At 39.9% G+C, this 19939-nt stretch carries 16 protein-coding genes; 6 read left to right on the forward strand and 10 right to left on the reverse strand.

What is annotated here, in order from left to right:
- The 10 genes from B2V92_RS18180 to B2V92_RS18225 form a co-directional block, all read right to left on the reverse strand.
- On the reverse strand, positions 1 to 248 hold a 248-nt coding region (locus B2V92_RS18180; RefSeq protein WP_293310833.1), incomplete at its 3' end, for a hypothetical protein.
- Positions 249 to 740: 492 nt separating this feature from the next.
- Positions 741 to 1727, reverse strand: a complete 987-nt coding sequence (locus B2V92_RS18185; protein WP_293310835.1) for an aldo/keto reductase — start codon at positions 1725 to 1727, stop codon at positions 741 to 743.
- A gap of 76 nt (positions 1728 to 1803) precedes the next feature.
- Entirely contained in the window at positions 1804 to 2697 is an 894-nt protein-coding gene (locus B2V92_RS18190; protein WP_293310837.1) for a helix-turn-helix domain-containing protein, read from the reverse strand.
- A 54-nt stretch (positions 2698 to 2751) separates the two neighbouring features.
- Complete coding sequence (locus B2V92_RS18195) at positions 2752 to 5118, reverse strand: ABC transporter permease (protein WP_293310839.1); 2367 nt, start codon at positions 5116 to 5118, stop codon at positions 2752 to 2754.
- Positions 5119 to 5294: 176 nt separating this feature from the next.
- Entirely contained in the window at positions 5295 to 6206 is a 912-nt protein-coding gene (locus tag B2V92_RS18200) for an alpha/beta hydrolase (protein ID WP_293310841.1), read from the reverse strand.
- Positions 6206 to 6871 carry a GDSL-type esterase/lipase family protein gene (locus tag B2V92_RS18205; RefSeq protein WP_293310843.1) on the reverse strand — a complete coding sequence of 222 codons (666 nt, stop codon included), beginning with the start codon at positions 6869 to 6871 and terminating at the stop codon, positions 6206 to 6208. The genes B2V92_RS18200 and B2V92_RS18205 overlap by 1 nt, the downstream gene beginning before the upstream one ends.
- A 12-nt stretch (positions 6872 to 6883) precedes the next feature.
- Positions 6884 to 8446, reverse strand: coding sequence for a phosphoenolpyruvate carboxykinase (ATP) (pckA, locus tag B2V92_RS18210; RefSeq protein WP_293310845.1), 1563 nt, complete (start codon positions 8444 to 8446; stop codon positions 6884 to 6886).
- 5 nt (positions 8447 to 8451) lie between these two features.
- On the reverse strand, positions 8452 to 9690 hold the full coding sequence (dctA, locus tag B2V92_RS18215; RefSeq protein ID WP_293310847.1) for a C4-dicarboxylate transporter DctA: 1239 nt from the start codon (positions 9688 to 9690) through the stop codon (positions 8452 to 8454).
- Positions 9691 to 9849: 159 nt separating this feature from the next.
- Complete coding sequence (locus B2V92_RS18220; RefSeq protein WP_293310849.1) at positions 9850 to 11628, reverse strand: RagB/SusD family nutrient uptake outer membrane protein; 1779 nt, start codon at positions 11626 to 11628, stop codon at positions 9850 to 9852.
- 19 nt (positions 11629 to 11647) lie between these two features.
- The gene (locus tag B2V92_RS18225; RefSeq protein ID WP_293310851.1) at positions 11648 to 14701 is read right to left on the reverse strand and encodes a SusC/RagA family TonB-linked outer membrane protein; all 3054 of its coding nucleotides are present in this window, start codon (positions 14699 to 14701) and stop codon (positions 11648 to 11650) included.
- Positions 14702 to 15314: 613 nt separating this feature from the next.
- Between B2V92_RS18225 and B2V92_RS18230 the strand changes: the two genes are divergently transcribed.
- The 6 genes from B2V92_RS18230 to B2V92_RS18255 all read left to right on the forward strand — a co-directional run bounded on the left by B2V92_RS18230 (position 15315) and on the right by B2V92_RS18255 (position 19677).
- The gene (locus tag B2V92_RS18230; protein WP_293310853.1) at positions 15315 to 16493 is read left to right on the forward strand and encodes a hypothetical protein; all 1179 of its coding nucleotides are present in this window, start codon (positions 15315 to 15317) and stop codon (positions 16491 to 16493) included.
- Positions 16494 to 16559: 66 nt separating this feature from the next.
- Positions 16560 to 17015: a DUF4348 domain-containing protein gene (locus B2V92_RS18235; RefSeq protein WP_293310855.1), complete on the forward strand. Its 456-nt coding sequence runs from the start codon at positions 16560 to 16562 to the stop codon at positions 17013 to 17015.
- A gap of 152 nt (positions 17016 to 17167) precedes the next feature.
- Entirely contained in the window at positions 17168 to 18190 is a 1023-nt protein-coding gene (locus B2V92_RS18240; RefSeq protein WP_293310857.1) for an LLM class flavin-dependent oxidoreductase, read from the forward strand.
- A 106-nt stretch (positions 18191 to 18296) separates the two neighbouring features.
- A complete protein-coding gene (locus B2V92_RS18245) occupies positions 18297 to 18707 on the forward strand; it encodes a hypothetical protein (protein WP_293310859.1) in 411 nt (136 codons plus the stop codon).
- Between the two features lie 61 nt (positions 18708 to 18768).
- Positions 18769 to 19182, forward strand: coding sequence for a hypothetical protein (locus B2V92_RS18250; protein WP_293310861.1), 414 nt, complete (start codon positions 18769 to 18771; stop codon positions 19180 to 19182).
- A 108-nt stretch (positions 19183 to 19290) separates the two neighbouring features.
- A complete protein-coding gene (locus B2V92_RS18255) occupies positions 19291 to 19677 on the forward strand; it encodes a hypothetical protein (RefSeq protein ID WP_293310863.1) in 387 nt (128 codons plus the stop codon).
- Positions 19678 to 19939 lie beyond the last annotated feature (262 nt).

A 19939-nucleotide genomic window follows, 5' to 3' on the forward strand; every position in this document is an offset into this window, starting at 1 on the left:
TGAACGGCGATATTTTTGGCATCTAGAAAAATATCTCCTTCTACCAGGTAGCCACCATCCTTTTTAAAGGCGTTATCAGGAGAGAAGCCTGCTTTTGCGATGGCTATTTCTTCATCCTTGGTAAGCTGGGTTTGGTTCTGCAACGCTTCGTTGTCTGTATTGTTCTTTTTACAGCTGATGGCGATTGCCAGGCCTGCGAAAAGAATAATTGCATAGCCTGTTTTCGATTTTAAAAATTGTGCTTTCATTGGTTTGTTAGTTAATAGTTAGTTAATTGGTTGATCTTACAAGATTTTTATTAGGTCTTGATGGCCTTATGGAGCAAAACCTTTTTTAGAATAGGTTAAATAGACGACGATATTTGAGCAGCACAAATTAGATCCTGACAGATGGAGGATTTGGGCGGATAATCAGGAAAATAGGATAATGTTTTTGGGAACTGTAAAGTTCAGGTGTGTTAAAATACTGTGGAATTTTTCCCATCATAATATAAATCATTAGTTTATGTGGGATATGGAACAAATATAGATAAGCAATTAATATTCCTTTTGTTAAATAATGTTGATTATCAGAATTTTACATGAAATCGAAAATGTATGTTTAAATATTGTTTGTTTGTAGGTTTTTATTGATAAAATTTACACGAAACCAGTTTTTGTGTGTAGTTCTAATTTTTTTAAGCTATTTCTAATAAAAAAAGCCCCAATTTACATCGGGGCTTTCGAAATATATCTGTATAATTAATTCTTATCTACAAACTTATTATTGGCTTCGCTATAACGTTCGCCCGTATCAGGGTATTTTTTTAGCAATAACTCAATTTTTGCAAGATCATCGGCTGTAATATCCACATCAACAGCTCCTGCATTTTCAATTAGGTATTTTCTGCGTTTGGTACCGGGGATGGGGATAATATTTTCGCCCTGGGCAAGTACCCAGGCAATGGCCAGTTGCGCGGCCGAACAGTTTTTGCCGGAAGCCAATTCGGCAAACTCCTGTGTTAATCCCCTATTATTTTCGGCATGTTCTTCCTGAAAACGTGGAAGACTTTTTCTAAAATCGCCATCTTTTAAAGTGCTTACATCAAGTGTGTTGGTTACCAAACCCCTGGCCAATGGACTGAAAGGGATAAATGATATGCCCAGTTCTTTACATACCGGCAATATTTCGGCTTCTACCTCGCGCGTAAGTAATGAATATTCACTTTGTAAAGCACTTATCGGGTGTATAGCATGTGCACGCCTAACCGAGTTGGCTGATGCTTCAGAAAGCCCCAGGTAACGTACTTTTCCTTCTTTTACCAGATCAGCCATGGCACCAACCATTTCCTCTACGGGGACATTGGGATCAATACGGTGGGCATAATAAAGATCAATTACATCGGTTTGTAAGCGACGTAAACTGTCTTCAACGGCTTTTTTCATGTATGCAGGCGAACCGTTAAATGCGGTATATTTTCCGTTGGTGTTTAGCTCGAAACCGAATTTGGTGGCAATAAAAATTTTCTGACGATTCGGTTTTAAAACTTTTGCCACCAACTCTTCGTTAGCACCATTTGCATAAATATCCGCGGTATCCCAAAAATTGATGCCCAGTTCGAGCGCTTTTTCCAATGTAGCGATCGATTCGTTATCATCAGGCTCGCCATAGGCGTGGTTCATGCTCATGCAGCCCAATCCTAGAGCAGATAATTCAATGTCTGTATTTCCTAATTTTCTGTATTTCATAACCTTTAATTATGAAACAAAGATAGGGTAGTGCTTGTTTCGGAAATAAAAGTATTCAAACCAATAATTCTAAAATTCAAACAACCGGCTTTCGGATCTCTTTAGGGCTTTTGCCCGAATATTTTTTATAAAATGTATTGAAATAGCCGGGATAGTCGAATCCCAAACAATAACCGATTTCTGAAATGGCCCAGTTACTGTGTCGTAAAAGTTCGTTTGCCTCGAGCATAATTCGCGATGCAATGTGTTCGGTTGTGGTTTTACCCGTAACCTCCTTCACTGCACGGTTTAAATGGTTGGTGTGTACCGATAGGTGATCTGCAAAATCCTTGGCCGATTTCAGTTTAAGTTCATGCTGCCTCGAGTCGATGGGGAATTGCCTGCCCAGAAGTTCCAAAAACATGGAAGTAATCCTGGCAGAAGCACTAGTATCATGGTTGTAGTTATGTGCCGGCTTTAATTTTAGCGCATGGTGGATAATGAGATGGAGGTAATTGCGCAATACATCCTGTTTGAGCGGATAATTATTCTTATTCTCCTCAACCATTTTCTCAAAAAACAGCGAAATCTCTTTAACGCTTTCAGGATCAGGGAAAAATACTTTGTCGGTGTCGATCTGGAACATGGGAAGGTCTGTTAACAATTCATCACGTTGTTTTACAAAAGCATCATTAAATATGCAGAACCAGCCCAGTTGTTCACCCACATCAGGTTGCCAGTGATAAGGGATTAACGGATTAGAAAACATTAAAGCTGGCCGGTCGATATACAGCGTTTTATTTGCATATTCGAGTGTGCCCTTACCGAGTATGAGCGTAACTTTATAATAATCCCTCCGCGAATAGGGTACTATACCTACACATGCAGCCCGCTCAAAAATATTGATATGGGGATGATCGGGCGATAAACGCTCCAGTACAGGGTATTTAATGCGTTGGTAAAAACTGTCGATATTTTCTCTTTTGCTCACAGTGCAAAATTAAACAATTCAAACAATAAATGCTGATGAAGGTTTTAAAATCCGCTATTCGTTCCTCAGCGCATCTGTGGGGTTGGTGGTAGCTACTTTTATCGATTGTGCACTAACGGTTAACATCGCAATAACGAGCGATAGTGCGGTGGCCAGTGCAAATGGAAATACCGATATGCCTATCCTAAAATCAAAAGACGAAAGCCATTTATTGATGATAACATAGGCCAATGGGAAGGCAATGAGGTTGGCGATAATTACCAAACTGATAAAATCCCTGTTAAGCAAATTCAGGATGCTGTACATGCTTGCACCAAGTACTTTACGGATGCTGATTTCTTTTTTGCGTTGCTCGGCCATGTAAAGTGCTAAACCCAATAAACCCAGGCAGGAAATAAATATCGCAAAACCACCGAACCAGTTTGATAAAGTGCCCAGCAAATGTTCGTCAGCGAATTTTTTCTCGAAAGATTCATCCAAAAAATTACGTTCAACCGGGAAATCAGGGTTTATTTCTTTGAAAATATTATCTATTGCAGCAAGTGAGGTGCTGATATTCTGTCTGTTATTGAGTTTAACCAAAGCCACTTCTGCTTTAAACCTGGCTATTGGATGAATGATCATAGGCATTACTTTTTGGTAGGGCGATGCCGAAACAAAATCTTTCATTACGCCAACAACCGTAACGGGATTACCCCAGAATTTTAAGCTTGTACCAACCGGATTTTGCAGTCCCATTATTTTTACAGCGGCCTCATTGATGATTACCTTGTTAGAATCGTTGTATTTTATAGAAAATTCTCTTCCAGTCAGTATTTTAGTACCCATGGTTGCTACAAAATCGGTACCTGCCGAACGATAATTAAACAATATGCTTTCAGTTGGGTTTTTGCCCGGCCAGTAAATATCAGAGGTATTTCTGCTGTTCGAATTGATATCGGCGTTAAAAAAGGTAACATGGCTTGCAGCACCTGATTTTAACAGTTTATCCTTTAACAATTCCAGTTTCTGCTCATTATCGAGGTTTCCCTGAAGGGTTATCTGGACCAGATTATTTTTATCGTAGCCGATAGGTTTGTTTTTAATGTAATTGAGCTGTTGATAGATAAAGGTGGTGAAAATAATCATACAGGCTGCAAATACAAACTGAAAAACCACCAAAACCTTGCGTATTGAGAATCCGGAACCGGTATTTACATTAATGCCTTTTAAAGCTTTAACCGATTGGAATGAGGAAAGGTAAAGCGCTGGGTAACTGCCCGCTAAAAGGCCGGTAAAGAAAATGAGTACAAAAAGCCCGAGCCAGAATTGCCAGTTGTGGTACTGTATAAACAGCTCGATACCCAACAGCTGGTTAAAATATGGCAAAGAGATTTCGACCAGGATAAATGCAATGGCGGTACCGATAAAGGAAAGTACCATGCTTTCTAAAATAAACTGGTTGAAAAGTGCCCCCCGTGTTGAACCAATGGCTTTACGTACGCCAACTTCTTTAGCTCTTTTACCCGACCGGGCTGTAGTTAAATTCATAAAGTTGATACAGGCAATCAATAAAATACAGAAAGCAAGTATGAGGAATATCCGTAAACGGTCTATTTTTCCGCCAACCGATTTGCCATTTTCGAAATCGCTGTACAGGTGTAATTTGGCTAAAGGGTGTAAAAAAGCTTCAGAATTGCTGTTTTTGTCATTCTGCCTGAAGATACCTTTCATGGCTGAATTTACGCTATCGAAAAAGGTATTATCCTTTAACTGGATGAGGGTAAGGTATGAGTTATCGCCCCAATTGATATTTTTTGCATCAGGCGATATTTTTTCTAAAAACGACCAGGGTAAAAGGTAATCAAAACGAATGCTGCTGTTGGCCGGCACATCTTCTATAACGGCCTCGACTTTTAATTCTTCCTTATTATCAAATTTTACAATTTTATTGATGGGATCTTCGGTTCCAAATAACTTGTTCGCGAGGGTTTTCGTCAGTATTACAGTATTCGGTGCGTTTAAGGCTGTATTTGGGTTTCCTTTGATGAATTTATAATCGAGTATTTTTAGAAAAGACGGATCGGCAGCCATCGCATTTTCTTTAAACCTGTTCTGCCCGTAACTGATTAATTGATTGCCCCAAGAGCCTGAATGCGAAGCATAGGCAATACCCGGTAGTTTTGTTTTTACCTCCCTGGCCATTGCACCTGGCGTAAAATCTACACTGAAAATTTTATCGCTGGCTTTGATATTGTTATAAACCACATAAGTTTTTTCGTAATTGCTAAACTGCTTATCGAAACTCCACTCGTAATTAACGTAGAGCAGCAAAATCATACAACTGGCCAAGCCAATTGCTAAACCACCTACATTGATCAGGCTGAAACCTTTGTTTTTCCAGAGGTTGCGGAATGCGATTTTAAGATTTAACTCGAACATAGGTAGATCATTTTTTGATCTATGTGTCCAAAGCATGTGCCAAAGGGATTTAACGGTCTATTTGCTTAAAAAAATAAGGGTTTATCTGTATTGTAGGGTTGAGCATGTTCATTATCGTACATTTTCTGTCCGCTTGTGGACAGTATAAGTTTAGCAGAAATGATTTATCAATAAACTTAATTCAAGAATTTATTCAATTTGAGCCATTTTACCGCTTGTGGTAACCAATGATCGTCTTCTGCTTTGTTATAGTTGGCAAAACCATGTCCACCTTTTTGGTAAACTTTAATGGTGACAGGGATATTTCTTTTATGCAAAGCTTCGTAATAACTCAGGCTGTTTTCTACAAGTGCCGTCCGGTCGTCTGAAGCATGGATTAAAAAGGCCGGGGGCGTTTGGTTATCCACATTAAGTTCTGGCGAATACCACCTGATCTGCTGTTGCGTTACATTTTTCCCTAATAGATTAACCCTTGTTTTAGAACCCGGTGCGGTTAACGAATCGCGGAAACTGATAATGGGGTAGGCAAGGATGGTAAAGTCGGGCCTTAAACTGATTTCCGAATCTACCTGTTTATCGTTGTAATGGGTAGAAGCCATGGCTGCTAAATGCCCTCCGGCCGAAAAACCAACATAACCTATTTTGTTAGGATCGATACCATATTTTGCTGCATTTTTTCTAACCAGATAAATCGCTTGTTGGGCATCCTGAAGGGCAATTAATCCATTGTTTTTATTACACAAACTATCTGAAATGCGGTATTTTAATACAAAAGCCACTATTCCGGCTTTACTAAGCTCGGCAGCTGTTTCATAACCACCATCGAAAATACTGAGGTTGCCATAACCACCACCCGGGCAAATAATTACTGCCGGACGATTATTGCCGGTACTTTGAGACATAAAAACCTTTAAAGTAGGCACGGTAACTTTTTTTACCGTACCACGTTTGCCATTCTCTTCTGTCCATATTTCCTTTACCTCACATCCTTTCGAATTGGGGATTTTTCCGCTGTAAAGGTTAAATTCCTGCTGTGCTTTACCTGTGGCGACAATACAGAGTAGAAAAATTAAGAAATGCCATTTCATTACTTCGTGGGTTTAAGGAGTTTTGGTTTCAGTACTTTTTCCCAGATTTTATACCCTTCAGGTTTCATATGCAGCATGTCGGAAACGAATAGTTCGGGCCGCGATCTGCCGTCTTTTAACATCGGTGTAAAAACATCTGCAAATGAAGTGTTTTTTTCTTTTTCGAAAAAGGCTTTCAGCAATTTGTTGGTGGCCATACACTTTGCCTGAAACTTATCCCTTATAGGGCTCGGTTTTAACGAAATGTAAATGATAGGTACATCTGGCAATTTTTCACGGATGCCTTTGTACAGGGCAATGGTTTTTTCGAGGATGATTTCGGGCGATTCGTTTTCGATAGGTATATCATTTTCGCCCACATAAACAACCACCTGCCTTGGTTGGTAAACAAACAGAAGATCATCGAGGTAATAGGTAACGTCATCAATTACCGCACCCCCGATGCCCCTGTTTAAAACGTTATAGGTGCCAAAAGTGCTTTGCAGGTTGCTCCAGCGCCTGATCGATGAGCTGCCAATAAAGAGGATGGGATTGGCTGCAGGTGCATAAATTTTATCGTAACTTTTTATGGTCTGTACATCGTCAAAAAAACGGTGCTTTTCCTGCGCCATAGTTAGAGAGGCAAAGAAAAAGCAGAAAACGATCAGCAATTTTATTTTTTTCATGAGGACTCTGTTTTATTTGAATGTTGGATTACAGGCTATCACGCTGCTCCGTACGGTTGATGCATATTGTGTAAAGTTCTTTTCGAAATCGTTGGCCAGTTTTTTCATGCGTTCCAAATAATCGCTGTCATTCTGGTATGTTTTATAAGGATTAAGTATCTCCGTTGGTACATTTTCGCACTGGATAGGCACGGCCAGGTCAAAAAATGGAAAAACTTCAAAAGGCATTTGATCCAGCAGTCCATTTAATGCTGCATTTACCATTTTCCGTGTGTGCGAAAGGCTGATGCGTTTACCCTGATGAAAAGGTAAACCGCACCAACCGGTATTCACTAACCAGACTTTAATTTCGTGTTCCCTTAGTTTTGTACCCAGCATTTCGGCATATACATTTGGGTTTAAAGGCAAAAATGGTGCGCCAAAACAGGTACTAAAGGTTGGTTTTGGCGATTTTATCCCAGTTTCCGTTCCCGCGACTTTAGAAGTATAACCACTTAAAAAATAATACTCAGCCTGTTCGATACTGAGTTTACTGATGGGGGGCAATACACCTGTAGCATCGCAGGTGAGGAAAAATATGTTTTTGGGGATTCCGCCCACCGATGGTTTGGCAATCCTATCGATAAATGAAATAGGGTAACTTACGCGTGTATTTTCGGTGATACTGCTATCGTTAAAATCGATTTCGTCGCTATTTGGCTTAAAAATTACATTTTCTACCAATGCACCATGGCGTAGGGCGGCGAAGATTTCGGGTTCATGTTCAGCGTTTAAACCAATGGTTTTGGCATAACAACCACCTTCAAAATTAAATACAGCATCTTTACTCCAGCCATGTTCATCGTCGCCGATAAGCCATCGTTGCGGATCGGTACTTAAAGTGGTTTTGCCTGTGCCGCTTAAGCCAAAAAATAATGCTGTATCGCCTTCTGCGCCTATATTGGCACTACAATGCATACTCAATACATTATATTTAGAAGGCATTAAAAAGTTGAGTACGGTAAAAATTCCTTTTTTGATTTCGCCGGTATAACCTGTACCACCGATCAGGATCATTTTTTTAGCAAAAGAAATTACCGAAAAATTCTTCGACCGCGTTCCGTGTTTGGCCGGATCTGCCTCGAAATCGGGTGCCTGAATAACCGTCCATTCGCCTATAATATTTCCTTCAGAAATTTCATCAGGCCTTAAAAACATATTGTAGGCAAACAGATTGGCCGAAGCGCTTTGCGTAATTACGTTGATCTTTAAACGGTAATCGGCGTGTGCACCTGCATAACATACGCGTTGAAAAATTTCATGCTGATTATTTATAAAAGACAGTAAATCTTCTTTCAGCACTACAAAATAATGCGCTTTTAAAGGAATATTGAAATCACTTTTCCAATCGGTAAGCGATATGCTCAACTCATCTTCCACCGTGAATTTATCCAAGGGGCTTCTACCCGTAAAAGTGCCAGTGTTGATGCATAAGGCACCTGTATCATTCAGTTTTCCTTCTGCCAATAATGCCCTTTCAATAAGCTCGTCGGCAGGCAATTGTTGGTGTATAATGGTATTTTCGATCTGTATCATGCTCATTACTTCTTTTCAGGGTTTTCTACTGTAGCTAAATATTTTTGAACATCGATTAATTTTTCACTTTTGGCAATCACCAATGTGGCAATGGTATTGCCGATTACGTTGATGATGGCCCTTCCTTCACTCATAAAACGATCTACGCCCACCAATAGGGCCAAACCTTCGAGCGGAATAATTTTTAAGGCAGTTAGGGTAGAGGTAAGTACTAAAAAGCCACTTCCTGTTACACCTGCAGCGCCTTTGCTGGTGAGCATCAAGATGCCGATAATGGTGATTTCCTGCCCAAGAGTGAGGTTTACATGAAAAAGCTGGGCAAGGAAAACGACAGCTAAGCTGAGGTAAATACTGGTGCCATCGAGGTTAAAACTATAACCTGCCGGAACTACAAGCCCTACTACGCTTTTTTCGCAGCCGGCGGCTTCCAGCTTTTCCATAATGTTGGGTAAAACAGCCTCGCTACTACTCGATCCGAGTACAATCAATAATTCGGATTTGATATACCTTAAAAGTTTCCATAAACTAAATCCGTTTGCTTTTAGTACCAGATAAAGTACAATAAAAATGAAGGCAGCACCGGTAATGTAGAAAGTGATGAGCAATTTGCCCAAAACCGCCAGGGTGGCAAAACCAAATTTGCCGATGGTGTAGGCCATTCCACCAAAAGCGCCTAAAGGGCTCACTTTGATCACGATGTGGAGGATATTGAACAATACCTGATTAATTTTCTCGAAACCGGCAATTACGCTATCGCCAGCTGATTTCATTTTGCTCAAGGCAATGGCGAACAAAACACCGAAAAACAGTACCTGCACAATTTCCCCTTTGGCAAATGCTTCTACAATATTGCCGGGAACAATGTGGGCAATAAACTCTTTCCAGTCTATTTCTGCTCCATGTACAGCCTGTGCTGCTGCGGTAACGGGTTTTTCAACCCCTTCGCCCGGTTTAATGATGTTGGCGATAACCAAACCGATGATAATGGCAATGGTGGTGATGATTTCGAAATAAACAATTGCCTTTAAACCCATTTTACCAACTTTTTTAATATCGCCCGCTTTTGCAATCCCGATTACAATGCTCAGGAAAATAACAGGTGCAATGATCATTTTGATCATATTGATAAAGGTATCGCTGATGAGTTTGGCCGATGGTGCGAATGAAGGGTAAAGGTACCCAACAATTACGCCAAGCACGATGGCAATTAATACCTGTACGTATAGTGTTTTTAAATATCTCAACTTATTTCTGTTTTAGTTTATGTTTTTCTTGACTAATGAGATCGTTATGCTATTAATGCATTTTGTCACGTTGAGCTTGTCGAAACGCTTTGCACGTAATCTAGCCTGATCCTTCGACAAGCTCAGGATGACAAATTATAATAGATGCCCAACCATTTATCAATGGTAACCTGGATTCTGTTTGAGCTTCCGACCGGTATTGGAGTCGATAAAATCTTGTGGAAGCGGGAACAACACCGGAGTGTCGTAATCGTTCATTCCCCTGGCATTGCGGCCTGCTATTTCGTTGTATTTCCGTGTACGGCGTTTGAAATAATTGTTTACATCCCTTTCATCGCCACCTTTTTCCTGACTTACGCGCATCAAAGTATGTCTGCGTTCTTCTTCTGATAATAACTCACGACTACGTTCATCAAGAATGAAATCCAATCCACCGGTGGTTAAATCAGTAGTGGTGATGGAAACGGCATTAGAGCGATTCCTCACTTTATTGATCCAGGTAATCGAACCGCCCATATCGCCTAATTTGAACAGGGCCTCTGCATAAAGCAGGTAGGTATCGGAAAGGCGCAGATAGGATACGTCATTGTACGATTCGTCTGCATCGCCCCTCGAAGCAATGGTTTGCGTATAATCCCATTTGCGTGTGGTTGGCCATTTATAGTTTTGGATGGTGGTGCGATTATCATCCAGCATAGCGGTGGTTAAAGTGGTATCGATCGGTGTTTTACCACCCGATAAAAACTCTACAATATTGCCAGCGGCATTTTTTTCGTAAATTTTCCAGACCATGCTATAATCCGAGATCCTGTCGTCAACAGTGCCCTGATTTTTGTAATTATACAAACGGAGCGCACCTAATGAAGGTACACATCTGCCGGCACCTTTTCCGCCGTTTACCAGCCAGAATATCTGTGGCAGGGTTACGGCGCCACTTACATATTCGGGAGCATTTAGGTTACTCCTGCGGATTACTACATCATTAGAATAATAGTTTTTATAAGTGCTTTTGATGTAAATGGCCGAGGTACCATGCGATTCTACCTCCGGTTCGGTATTAACAAAAGCATAAAGTACTTCCTGGTTTCCTTGCGAATAAAATGGTGAACGGAATACATCGATAAAGGCACAGCCTGGTTTAGTGGCATTTGAGCCAAAACGGGTAGTCATCAGCTTATAGGCTGCACCTTCTACCAATGGCTGTAAAGCATTTTTAGCTTCCTGTGGTTTATCCATGGCCAGGTAAAGTTCACCAAGATAATGGCGGGCCAATGCACCCGAAACAGCGGTATTTGAAGCGGCCCTTGCCGGAAGTTTTTCGGCGGCAAATTTTAGATCAGCTTCCATCACTGCACGTATTTCTGCAACAGGCGTGCGGTCCCAGTCTTTGCGGTAGTTTACCCCGTTAATTTCTTCGGTAACCAGCGGTACTGCTCCAAAAGAGTAGGTGAGGTGGCGATAGGCCCAGGCCCTGAAAAAACGTGCCGTGGCTACAATCTCGTCCTTACTTCCGCTTCCCCAGTTTACCGATGGCGATTCGGCTCTGCTAATGATCATGTTCGAAGTGGTAACCATGCGGTACAGCCATTCGAAAGTGGCTTTAAATGGTTCGGCATCGGTTTGATCGATATTTTTTGGATAATACATAAATTTGAAAGAACTGTGCGAGTTATTACTCCATGAATTATCAACGCCACAGCTCCACATACTCTGCTGCACCAATGGTAAACTTCCGAAGCCTCCAAAAGCATCAACACGACGGTATTCATGGCGCATCATGCCCTGCAGAGCCGTTACCATAGTTTTAAAACCGGTATAATTGACCAACAGGTTATCTGCATAGGTATTATCACGGGGTTCTTCCTGCAGAAATTCTTTTTTACAGCCTCCGATGCTAAACAGCATGATGGCTATCAAAATATAGATTAACTTTTTCATTGTTGTACGTCTAAATAATTTACAATCCTACTTTTAAGCCCACTACATACGACCTCACCTGTGGTGCAGCAAGCTGACTTCCTATAAATTCAGGGTCGAGGCCTTTCCAGCTGGTCCATGTGGCCAGGTTTTTAATGTTTACAAAAACACTTAATCTTTCCAGGCGTATTTTGGTTAACAGATTAGCCGGAACTTTATAACCCAGTGTAATATCCTGCAAACGGATATAATCAGCCTTACGGTAATAGCCCGATTTTAATGGATTAACTGCACCGTTCAGGTCGTTTTTTGGATAGGTATTGATCGGATTATCGGGCGTCCAGAATTCGCGGTTCAGTACGTTTTGTCTGTACGACATATCATTTTCATTCAATAATACATCCCTTGCAGTAATGCCTTTAACACCATTGAGGAAGAAACTAAAGGTAAAATCCTTATAACTGAAGAAGTTTAACATGCTCATGGTAAAATCAGGAATGGTACGACCGATAAGCTGTCTATCAGCAGTGGTAATGCCATTTACACCATCAACATCCAGGTATTTTACGTTGCCTGGGATAGAGTAGATATAACGCGGATCCTGTTGTCCGGTAGGATTAGCGGGGTTACTGATTTGCCAGATGCCATCAAAAACATAATCGTAGTTTACATTGATGGGCTGACCGATAAACCACCTCGAACCTACATCATCAATTGGATTGCCATTCTGGTCGTAAATACCTACATCCTTGATTTTGGTATTGTAATGCGAGTAATTAAGGGTTGATGACCAGCTGAAATCTTTGGTACGGAAAATATTGAAGGTTAACTGTGCCTCATAGCCTGAGTTTGAGGTTTTACCGATATTTTCGGTAACTGAACTGGTACCGTTGATGGATGGGATGGTACGGCTTAAAAGCAGATCGGAAGTATTAGACCAATAAGCATCAAATGTTCCTGTAATCCTGCCTTTAAACAGTTCGAAATCCAAACCGGTATTTAAAGAAGTAGTAGTTTCCCAACCTAAATTTGGTGAAGCCAGTTGCAGCGGATAAAAGCCATAAAGTGCTTTATGATCATCGCTCAGGTAGTTAAAAGTGGCCAAACTTGGTAAGGTTACATAGGCATTTACAGCCTCGTTACCGTTTTTACCCCACGATAAGCGGTATTTTAAATTGGAAAGCACATTCGATGCAGATGATTTTTTAAAGAACTCCTCATTCGAAATGTTCCAGCCCAATGCTACTGAAGGGAATATTCCGTATTTTGTATTTTCTCCAAATGCCGAAAAACCATCACGGCGTACCGTTGCTGTTAACAGGTAACGGCTATCGTACGAATAGTTTAACCTTAACATCTGCGATTCGTGGTTCAGTTTAGAATAAGATGAAGTGCCGGATAATACACCCGCTTTTGAGGCCTGATAGTAATACATCACATCATTTGGAAAATCTTTTCCGGTTACCGAATTGTTTTCGTTCACCTTGCTCTGTGCCGAGTACAAACCGGTCGCAAAAATGCGGTGTTTGCCGAAATCGTGTTTGTAGGTTAGGATATTCTCTAAAATCCAATCGTTGTTTTCTGTATAACTGGTATTGAGCTCGCCGTTTGATTGGGCACCTTCATAGGTATTTCTTCCCCTGTAGTTTTTATAATTGTTGGCCTGATAAGTGTAACCGGTATTCAGTTTGTAGCTCAAACCCGGAATAAACGGCAGCGTAATATCGAAAGCATTATTGGTGATAATTTTAACCGTTTTATCGCTGTTAAGTTCGTTAATGGCGCTTAAAGGGTTTTTGGCAAAGGCAACGCTCGAATCTTCCCATGAGGAAAGCCTGATGTTTCCGTTGGCATCATAAGCTTCAGAAAGTGGGTTCATCCTGAATGCCCTTCCGAAATCAGGTGGCCAGCCATCCCTTACATAACGGCCCATTTGGGTATTGGTAGAGAACTTTAACCACGAAGTAAGGTTCTGATCGAGGTTAAACCTGAAATTATCCCTTGTAAACTCATCGTTCATTGCTACACCCTCTGTATTGGAATGGTTAAAGGAAACGAAAAATTTGGTGCCTTTATTGCCACCGCTAAAAGAGAGGTTGTGCTGTTGTTTAAAGCCATTCTGCGTAGCTACATCGATCCAATTGGTAGATTGACCTGCATTGTGCATCCTCAGCTCGGTAGGGGTAATGGTACCTAACCATGGCTCCGGATTGGCAGGCGTTGGTGTGGTGGTATTGGCAGCTTTAAGCGCTTCTATTTTATATTTCCAAAAGGTTTCGCCATCCATCATCTGTGGAATATTGATGGCTTTATCGAAAGAAACAAAACCATCGTAATTGATGCTCAGCTTTCCTTCGGTCCCTTTTTTAGTGGTGATGATAATTACACCATTTGCACCCCTTGCACCATAAATGGCTGATGAAGAAGCATCTTTAAGTACCTCAAGCGATTGGATATCGTTAGGGTTGATTTCAGAAAATGCGCCATCAAAAGGGATACCGTCTAAAATAATCAACGGCCTTGCATCAGCGGTGATGGATTTATCCCCCCTGATGCGGGTTACCGAAGAGCTACCTTCGGCATTTGAACCCGTGATAGAGATATTCAATCCAGGTACTGCCCCCTGTAATGCGTTTACAATGTTGGTTTGTGGCCGTTCTTCCAAAATTTTTGTATTCAGCGTAGCAACGGCACCGGTAAGGTCTGATTTTTTCTGCGTTCCGTAACCTACCACCACTACATCGTTGAGGTTGGCAATGTTCGATTCCATCACTACGTTAATTTTATTGTTCTGTCCTACAAAAATTTCGCGGGGAGTAAAACCCACGTAAGAAAAAACAAGGGTTTCGCCCGTTTTGGCTTCTATGCTGAATTTTCCTTCACTGTTGGTTGTGGCAGGTTTGTTTTTGCCCTTAACCTGTACAATAACACCTACCAGCACTTCTTTGTCGGTATCGGTTACCGTACCTGTAACCAGCTGCTGGGCAAATGCCGGCACCATGCAAAATGCGCTGAGCAGTAAAGCGAGCAGGAGCGGCCTGGAGGCGCTCACAATACTCCAATACGTTTTTTTAGTTAAGTAATCCTTTATCATATTTGGTTTTAATTTGGTTCTGTTTTCAGTGGTTGAGGGCGTGAGGGTATTATGAGCATCGTCATTTCGAGCGGAGTGCAACGTAGTCGAGAACCCGAAGGCTCAGCGAAGCTAAATCTATCTCGAGATAGATCTTTCCCTGCCCGTAGCAGGCGGGCATTCCGCTACGCTTCAGTCGAGATGACGTGTTTTTCGATAAAAAAAATAGAAAATGGGATTGATTTTCTCATAATAATTGCTCTTGGTTTGGTTAGTTATTTTTGCCGTAAAATGCTCATGGTTTCAGGCTATCGAATTTTCAATAACCATCCGTCCAAAAGGGATGCATTTGTACCGCTATTTGGTTACACTAATTAAGGTGGGTTTTTTCACAATTCTTAATCAGATCGCATTTAGAAATATCATAAATGATTTCTGAAACCGGTAGTAAAATTTCCGAAATTTATTTAATTTACTGATATTCATTTATTTGTATGTGTTTGTTGGTTCTGTGAATACTTGAATATAAGCCCTGATGTTGATTGAAATAATTTGTGGCTACGCAATATTTTGTTCATGTTTGTTAATTGCGTAATCAGATATTAACGTAAATTCAAAAAAGGAATTTAAAAAAATGAATCTCAAAACAGGTAAAGAGGAAATTGTTTATCTACTCACCCAGGTATTTGAAAAGTACGAAAGGATTACCGGTAACGAGGTAAGACGGAATACGAACCGCAAAAACTATGAGGAGATTGCCAAAATGCTCAGCGAAATCAGCAATCGCCTGCCTGTAACTGCTGAAACTTTAGGGCATGAGGAATATGCGCCTGATCGCAATAAAAACAATTTAAGTTATCCTAATTTAAGATATGATATTACCGGCGGACAGATTAAAGATGCCTGTAACGGTATGGTATCGAATCCACGGTCTTTTCTGGTTGACGCCTGCTATATTTATCTGTATGGCGTAGGACGTAAGCGTTTCGAAGAAAATCCGGTAGATACCAACCTGGTTGAGGAACAAACGTTACAAAATGGATTGAATACGCAAAAAACTCCGGGTATTTTTGGACCTGGTTTTTGGCGGATTGCTGCTATAGTACTTTTTATATGCTTTTTATCTCTGGCTTTTTATACTTACCGGGCTTCTGATAAGCTACAAACCATTACCGATGATATGAAAATCGGGGTTTACCAACCTACGCCTGCCGAAGTAAACCAGTTGGTAGGTACCTGGCTAGTGTATATCGGGAGTCCGCAGGCACGCCGTTCGGAGAAAAATAGGTACCATCAGGTAGTTACCAATGTAATTGATGTGCGTTTTAAAGATGGTTATTTTGTATTTAAACGTTATGGTGCGAACTTTAACCACAAGGGTTATATGCAGTTTGAGAGCAAAGATATTGTTTCAGTGCATTCTTATGTATCCAACGATCGGGATACGGTAGAATCGCCAAGGTTATCGCTGATGCGACTTGATGACAAGAAAAAATATCAAAGTGTGATTTCTGCTTCCTGGAATTTCGATACGGGCGAATATAATGATGTGATCGGTATCCGTGAGGTATATATTAAACAGAGTAATTTCGGTTCAACAAAAGAAATCCTGAACACCATCGAAAACAGCAGCTGTAAATGCAAAATTATCAGATTGGATGAGGGCAGCAAACAGCGGAATTATTACTTAAAAAATATTCTTCTTGATTCGTTGCCCGATAAAACTTTAAGGGCCTTACTCGATGAAAATAGCATATTACTCCGCAACCCCGATTCTACTGTAGTAATCGGTAATACACATGGGAGATCGTAATGAGATACATAAAGCCATTGTTTATCTTTATTAATTGCGTACACCATATAATTGCAGCCTATAAATATGATTAAACCAGGATATGTTCTAAGCATTTTAATCTTTGCATTCGGATGCGGCCAAATTAATACCGCAGATCGAAAAATTACAAACGATTCTTCAACAACAACCCATCTTAAAACTGTTCCAGATCATGCAGAGGAAAGTTTTGATCAGTTTTTCAAGAAGTTTGATACCGATTCTGTTTTTCAACATTCGAGGATCGAATTTCCGCTTAAATATGAATCCTTGGACGATGAAGGTGATCCCAATACCATAAGTTATATTTCGAAAAGTGATTTACCCCACATTGGGTTAAATAAGTTAAAAGAGCCAAAAATGATGCATACCAAAAAGATTACTGATTCATCAAAAATTGAAATGAAGTTTGTAATCGAAGATACAGGTTATGAAAAAAAACTGGTTTTTGAAAAAAAAGGTGAAAAATGGTTTCTTTTTGCAGTAAGTGATCTTTCGGATTAAAATTTCAGGCCAAATCTGCCTTCAGCTAAAAATGAGTGGACACCAATACAGAAAGCAAACCGGAATATGACCTGAATATCGCTTTTTTATGATGCGCTCATCAGATAGATATGAAGCCATATCTTTAAATTTGATGTTAAATAAGCAATTAGATGAAAAAAATAGGATTTTTATCATTCGGGCATTGGTCTGACCATCCCTCATATTTAACCCGTACTGGCGGCGATACTTTACTGCAATCCATCGATCTGTCTGTGGCGGCAGAAGAAATAGGTTTAGACGGGGCATATTTCAGGGTTCATCATTTTGCACGTCAGTTGGCCTCGCCATTTCCGTTGCTTGCTGCAATCGGGGCAAAAACCAATTCCATAGAGATCGGTACCGGTGTAATCGATATGCGTTATGAAAATCCACTTTATATGGTAGAAGATGCCAGTGCTGCCGATCTCATTGCCGGACACCGTTTACAATTGGGTATTAGCCGGGGTTCGCCAGAGCAGGTAATAGAAGGCTGGAGGCACTTTGGTTATGAGCCTAAAGAAGGGGAAACCGATGCAGATATGGGCCGCCGGAAAGCCATGGAGTTTTTGGATAAATTGAAAGGCGAGGGATTTGCAGAGCCCAATCCTTATCCCATGTTTCCTAATCCGCCGGGCCTGTTGCGCCTTGAGCCATATGCTGATGGATTACGGGATCGTATCTGGTGGGGAGCAGCCTCAAACGCCACTGCAATATGGGCTGCAGAAAATGGTATGAACCTGCAGAGTTCTACATTAAAGTTTGATGAAAATGGCAAACCTTTCCATATCCAACAGGCCGAACAGATCAGGTTATACAAAGAAGCCTGGAAAAAATCAGGCCACGGGCGTGAGCCAAGGGTTTCGGTAAGCCGTTCGATTTTTGCAATCGTTAACGATCAGGATAGGTATTACTTTGGCCAACAGGGAAAAGGGGATGACAGCTTTGGTTATATAGAGGCCGATAAAAGAGCAGTGTTTGGCAGGAGCTATGCCGCCGAACCCGATCTGCTGATTAAAGAACTGGCCAATGATGAGGCCATACAGGAAGCAGATACGCTGTTGTTAACCATACCGAATACTTTAGGGGTAGATTATAACATCCATGTGTTATCTTCTATTTTAGAACATGTTGCGCCTGCATTAGGGTGGAAATAAAAGTGTGTTACTGGTCTTAGTGTCTCGCTAAGACCAAACTGTTGTTTAAAATTTCAATAACTAAAGCTTATATAAATTAATAGAACGTAAACGATATAACTGTGTTATGATAGGCAGATTAAGAATATTTATCCTAGCGTTTTTATTTATATCGATTAATTATTCCTGCCATAAAATCGAATTAGTCCTTTTAAAAGAAAACGATGTTGCCCGTATAGAAATTATAGATAAAACGAATAAAAAAGGCTCAAAGCAAACTATTTCTTTGAATATAAACAGGTTTAAAATCTTTATCAATGAAATAAACAGTTTGAAACATATTGAACAGGAGACTAACACTAAAGCCAACTTTGGTTATTTCGATTTAACAATCGTAATGAAAAATGGGGTGAAATACGGGTTCGATGTTTTAGAAACAGAATATAGTGGTATAGTGATTGTAAATAGACAAAATGCTGAACGGTATAAAAATGATAGATTATATACCTTAATCGTTGATTCGTTTATGATTCAATAATCTCAAAGTGATTTTAAGGTCTTGTCAACATCAGAATTTAAATAACTCCATATTAGCTTATATGTTTAAAATACAATATAAAAAACAAATACGCACTATAAAATTGTCACAGTCTGATTTGATCAAAAATATATTATCGGAAGTGGATAAACCAGGATACCAGATTACAGAACAAGATGGGAATAACGTTGAATTTAAGTACTGTATTTGGAGATTTGGTTCAAAAACTGAATCATATTACAGGGTAGATGGAGGGAAGTTTCAGATCAATTTAAAAGCAAAAGAGATTGTGTTTTATTTTTATATCTCATTGCAATTGGAAGTTTATGTAACGATTGCAATTGCTTTACTGGCTTATACGCAAGATTATTATATAGCAGTTTTCATTGTTTTTATTTTGATAATGTTTATTGTCAGGATCTTTATTGTTAAAAGTGTGGGCTATCGGATGATTGAAAATATAGTAAATTTATAAGTACAATGCACGCCCCGAAATTTATTGATCTAATATCTCATTACAACTAAACCTAGCAGGGTCTCGGTAGTGAAAATAATGATTTTGGCATAAGCAATTCCCAATACAATGAAGAAAATATACCCGGCAATTGGAGTAATTTTAATAATTGGATCAATTTTTTTTATAAAGAATGAATTCAACAAATTTAAAATTCTTAAAAACGGAGAAATTGTTAAAATGAAAATCATTGATAAACCATCTTTATGTTATGGTACAAAAGTAAAATGGATGATGAAATTAAGTTTTGGCAGCAAAGTATTCTCGAAGCAAATTTCCGGGAAATATTGTGAGGACCACCGTGTTGGTCAAATAGTCGAAATGAGATACCTGGCAGGAATTGATATGGTTTTATTTCCTGAAGAGGGTGTTATAATAGAATTTATATCTTCATTTATCATCGGTATTTTTGGTTTAGGTTTATTTGGGTTTTCAATGTTTGGGAAACGAAAATGAACCTACTAATCGTACTCATCCTAGCGTCCTGCTAATACCTGTGCCAAAATGTGAGCAAAGTTTTTGCAAATTTAATTGATCAATTTAATTTTTTATCGAGAGCCTTAACCAAGGCAGATAATTTTGCAATATCGCTATCTTTTCTAACATCCATTTTCCATGCGCTGATTAGGATGAACCAATAAATGTGAGGATATTTTTAATAAAGAAAGCCTGAAAATTTAAGATTTTCAGGCTTTTCAGTGGAGCCGAAGGGAGTCGA

The organism is Pedobacter sp. UBA5917 (assembly GCF_002432345.1).
GTDB lineage: Bacteria > Bacteroidota > Bacteroidia > Sphingobacteriales > Sphingobacteriaceae > Pedobacter.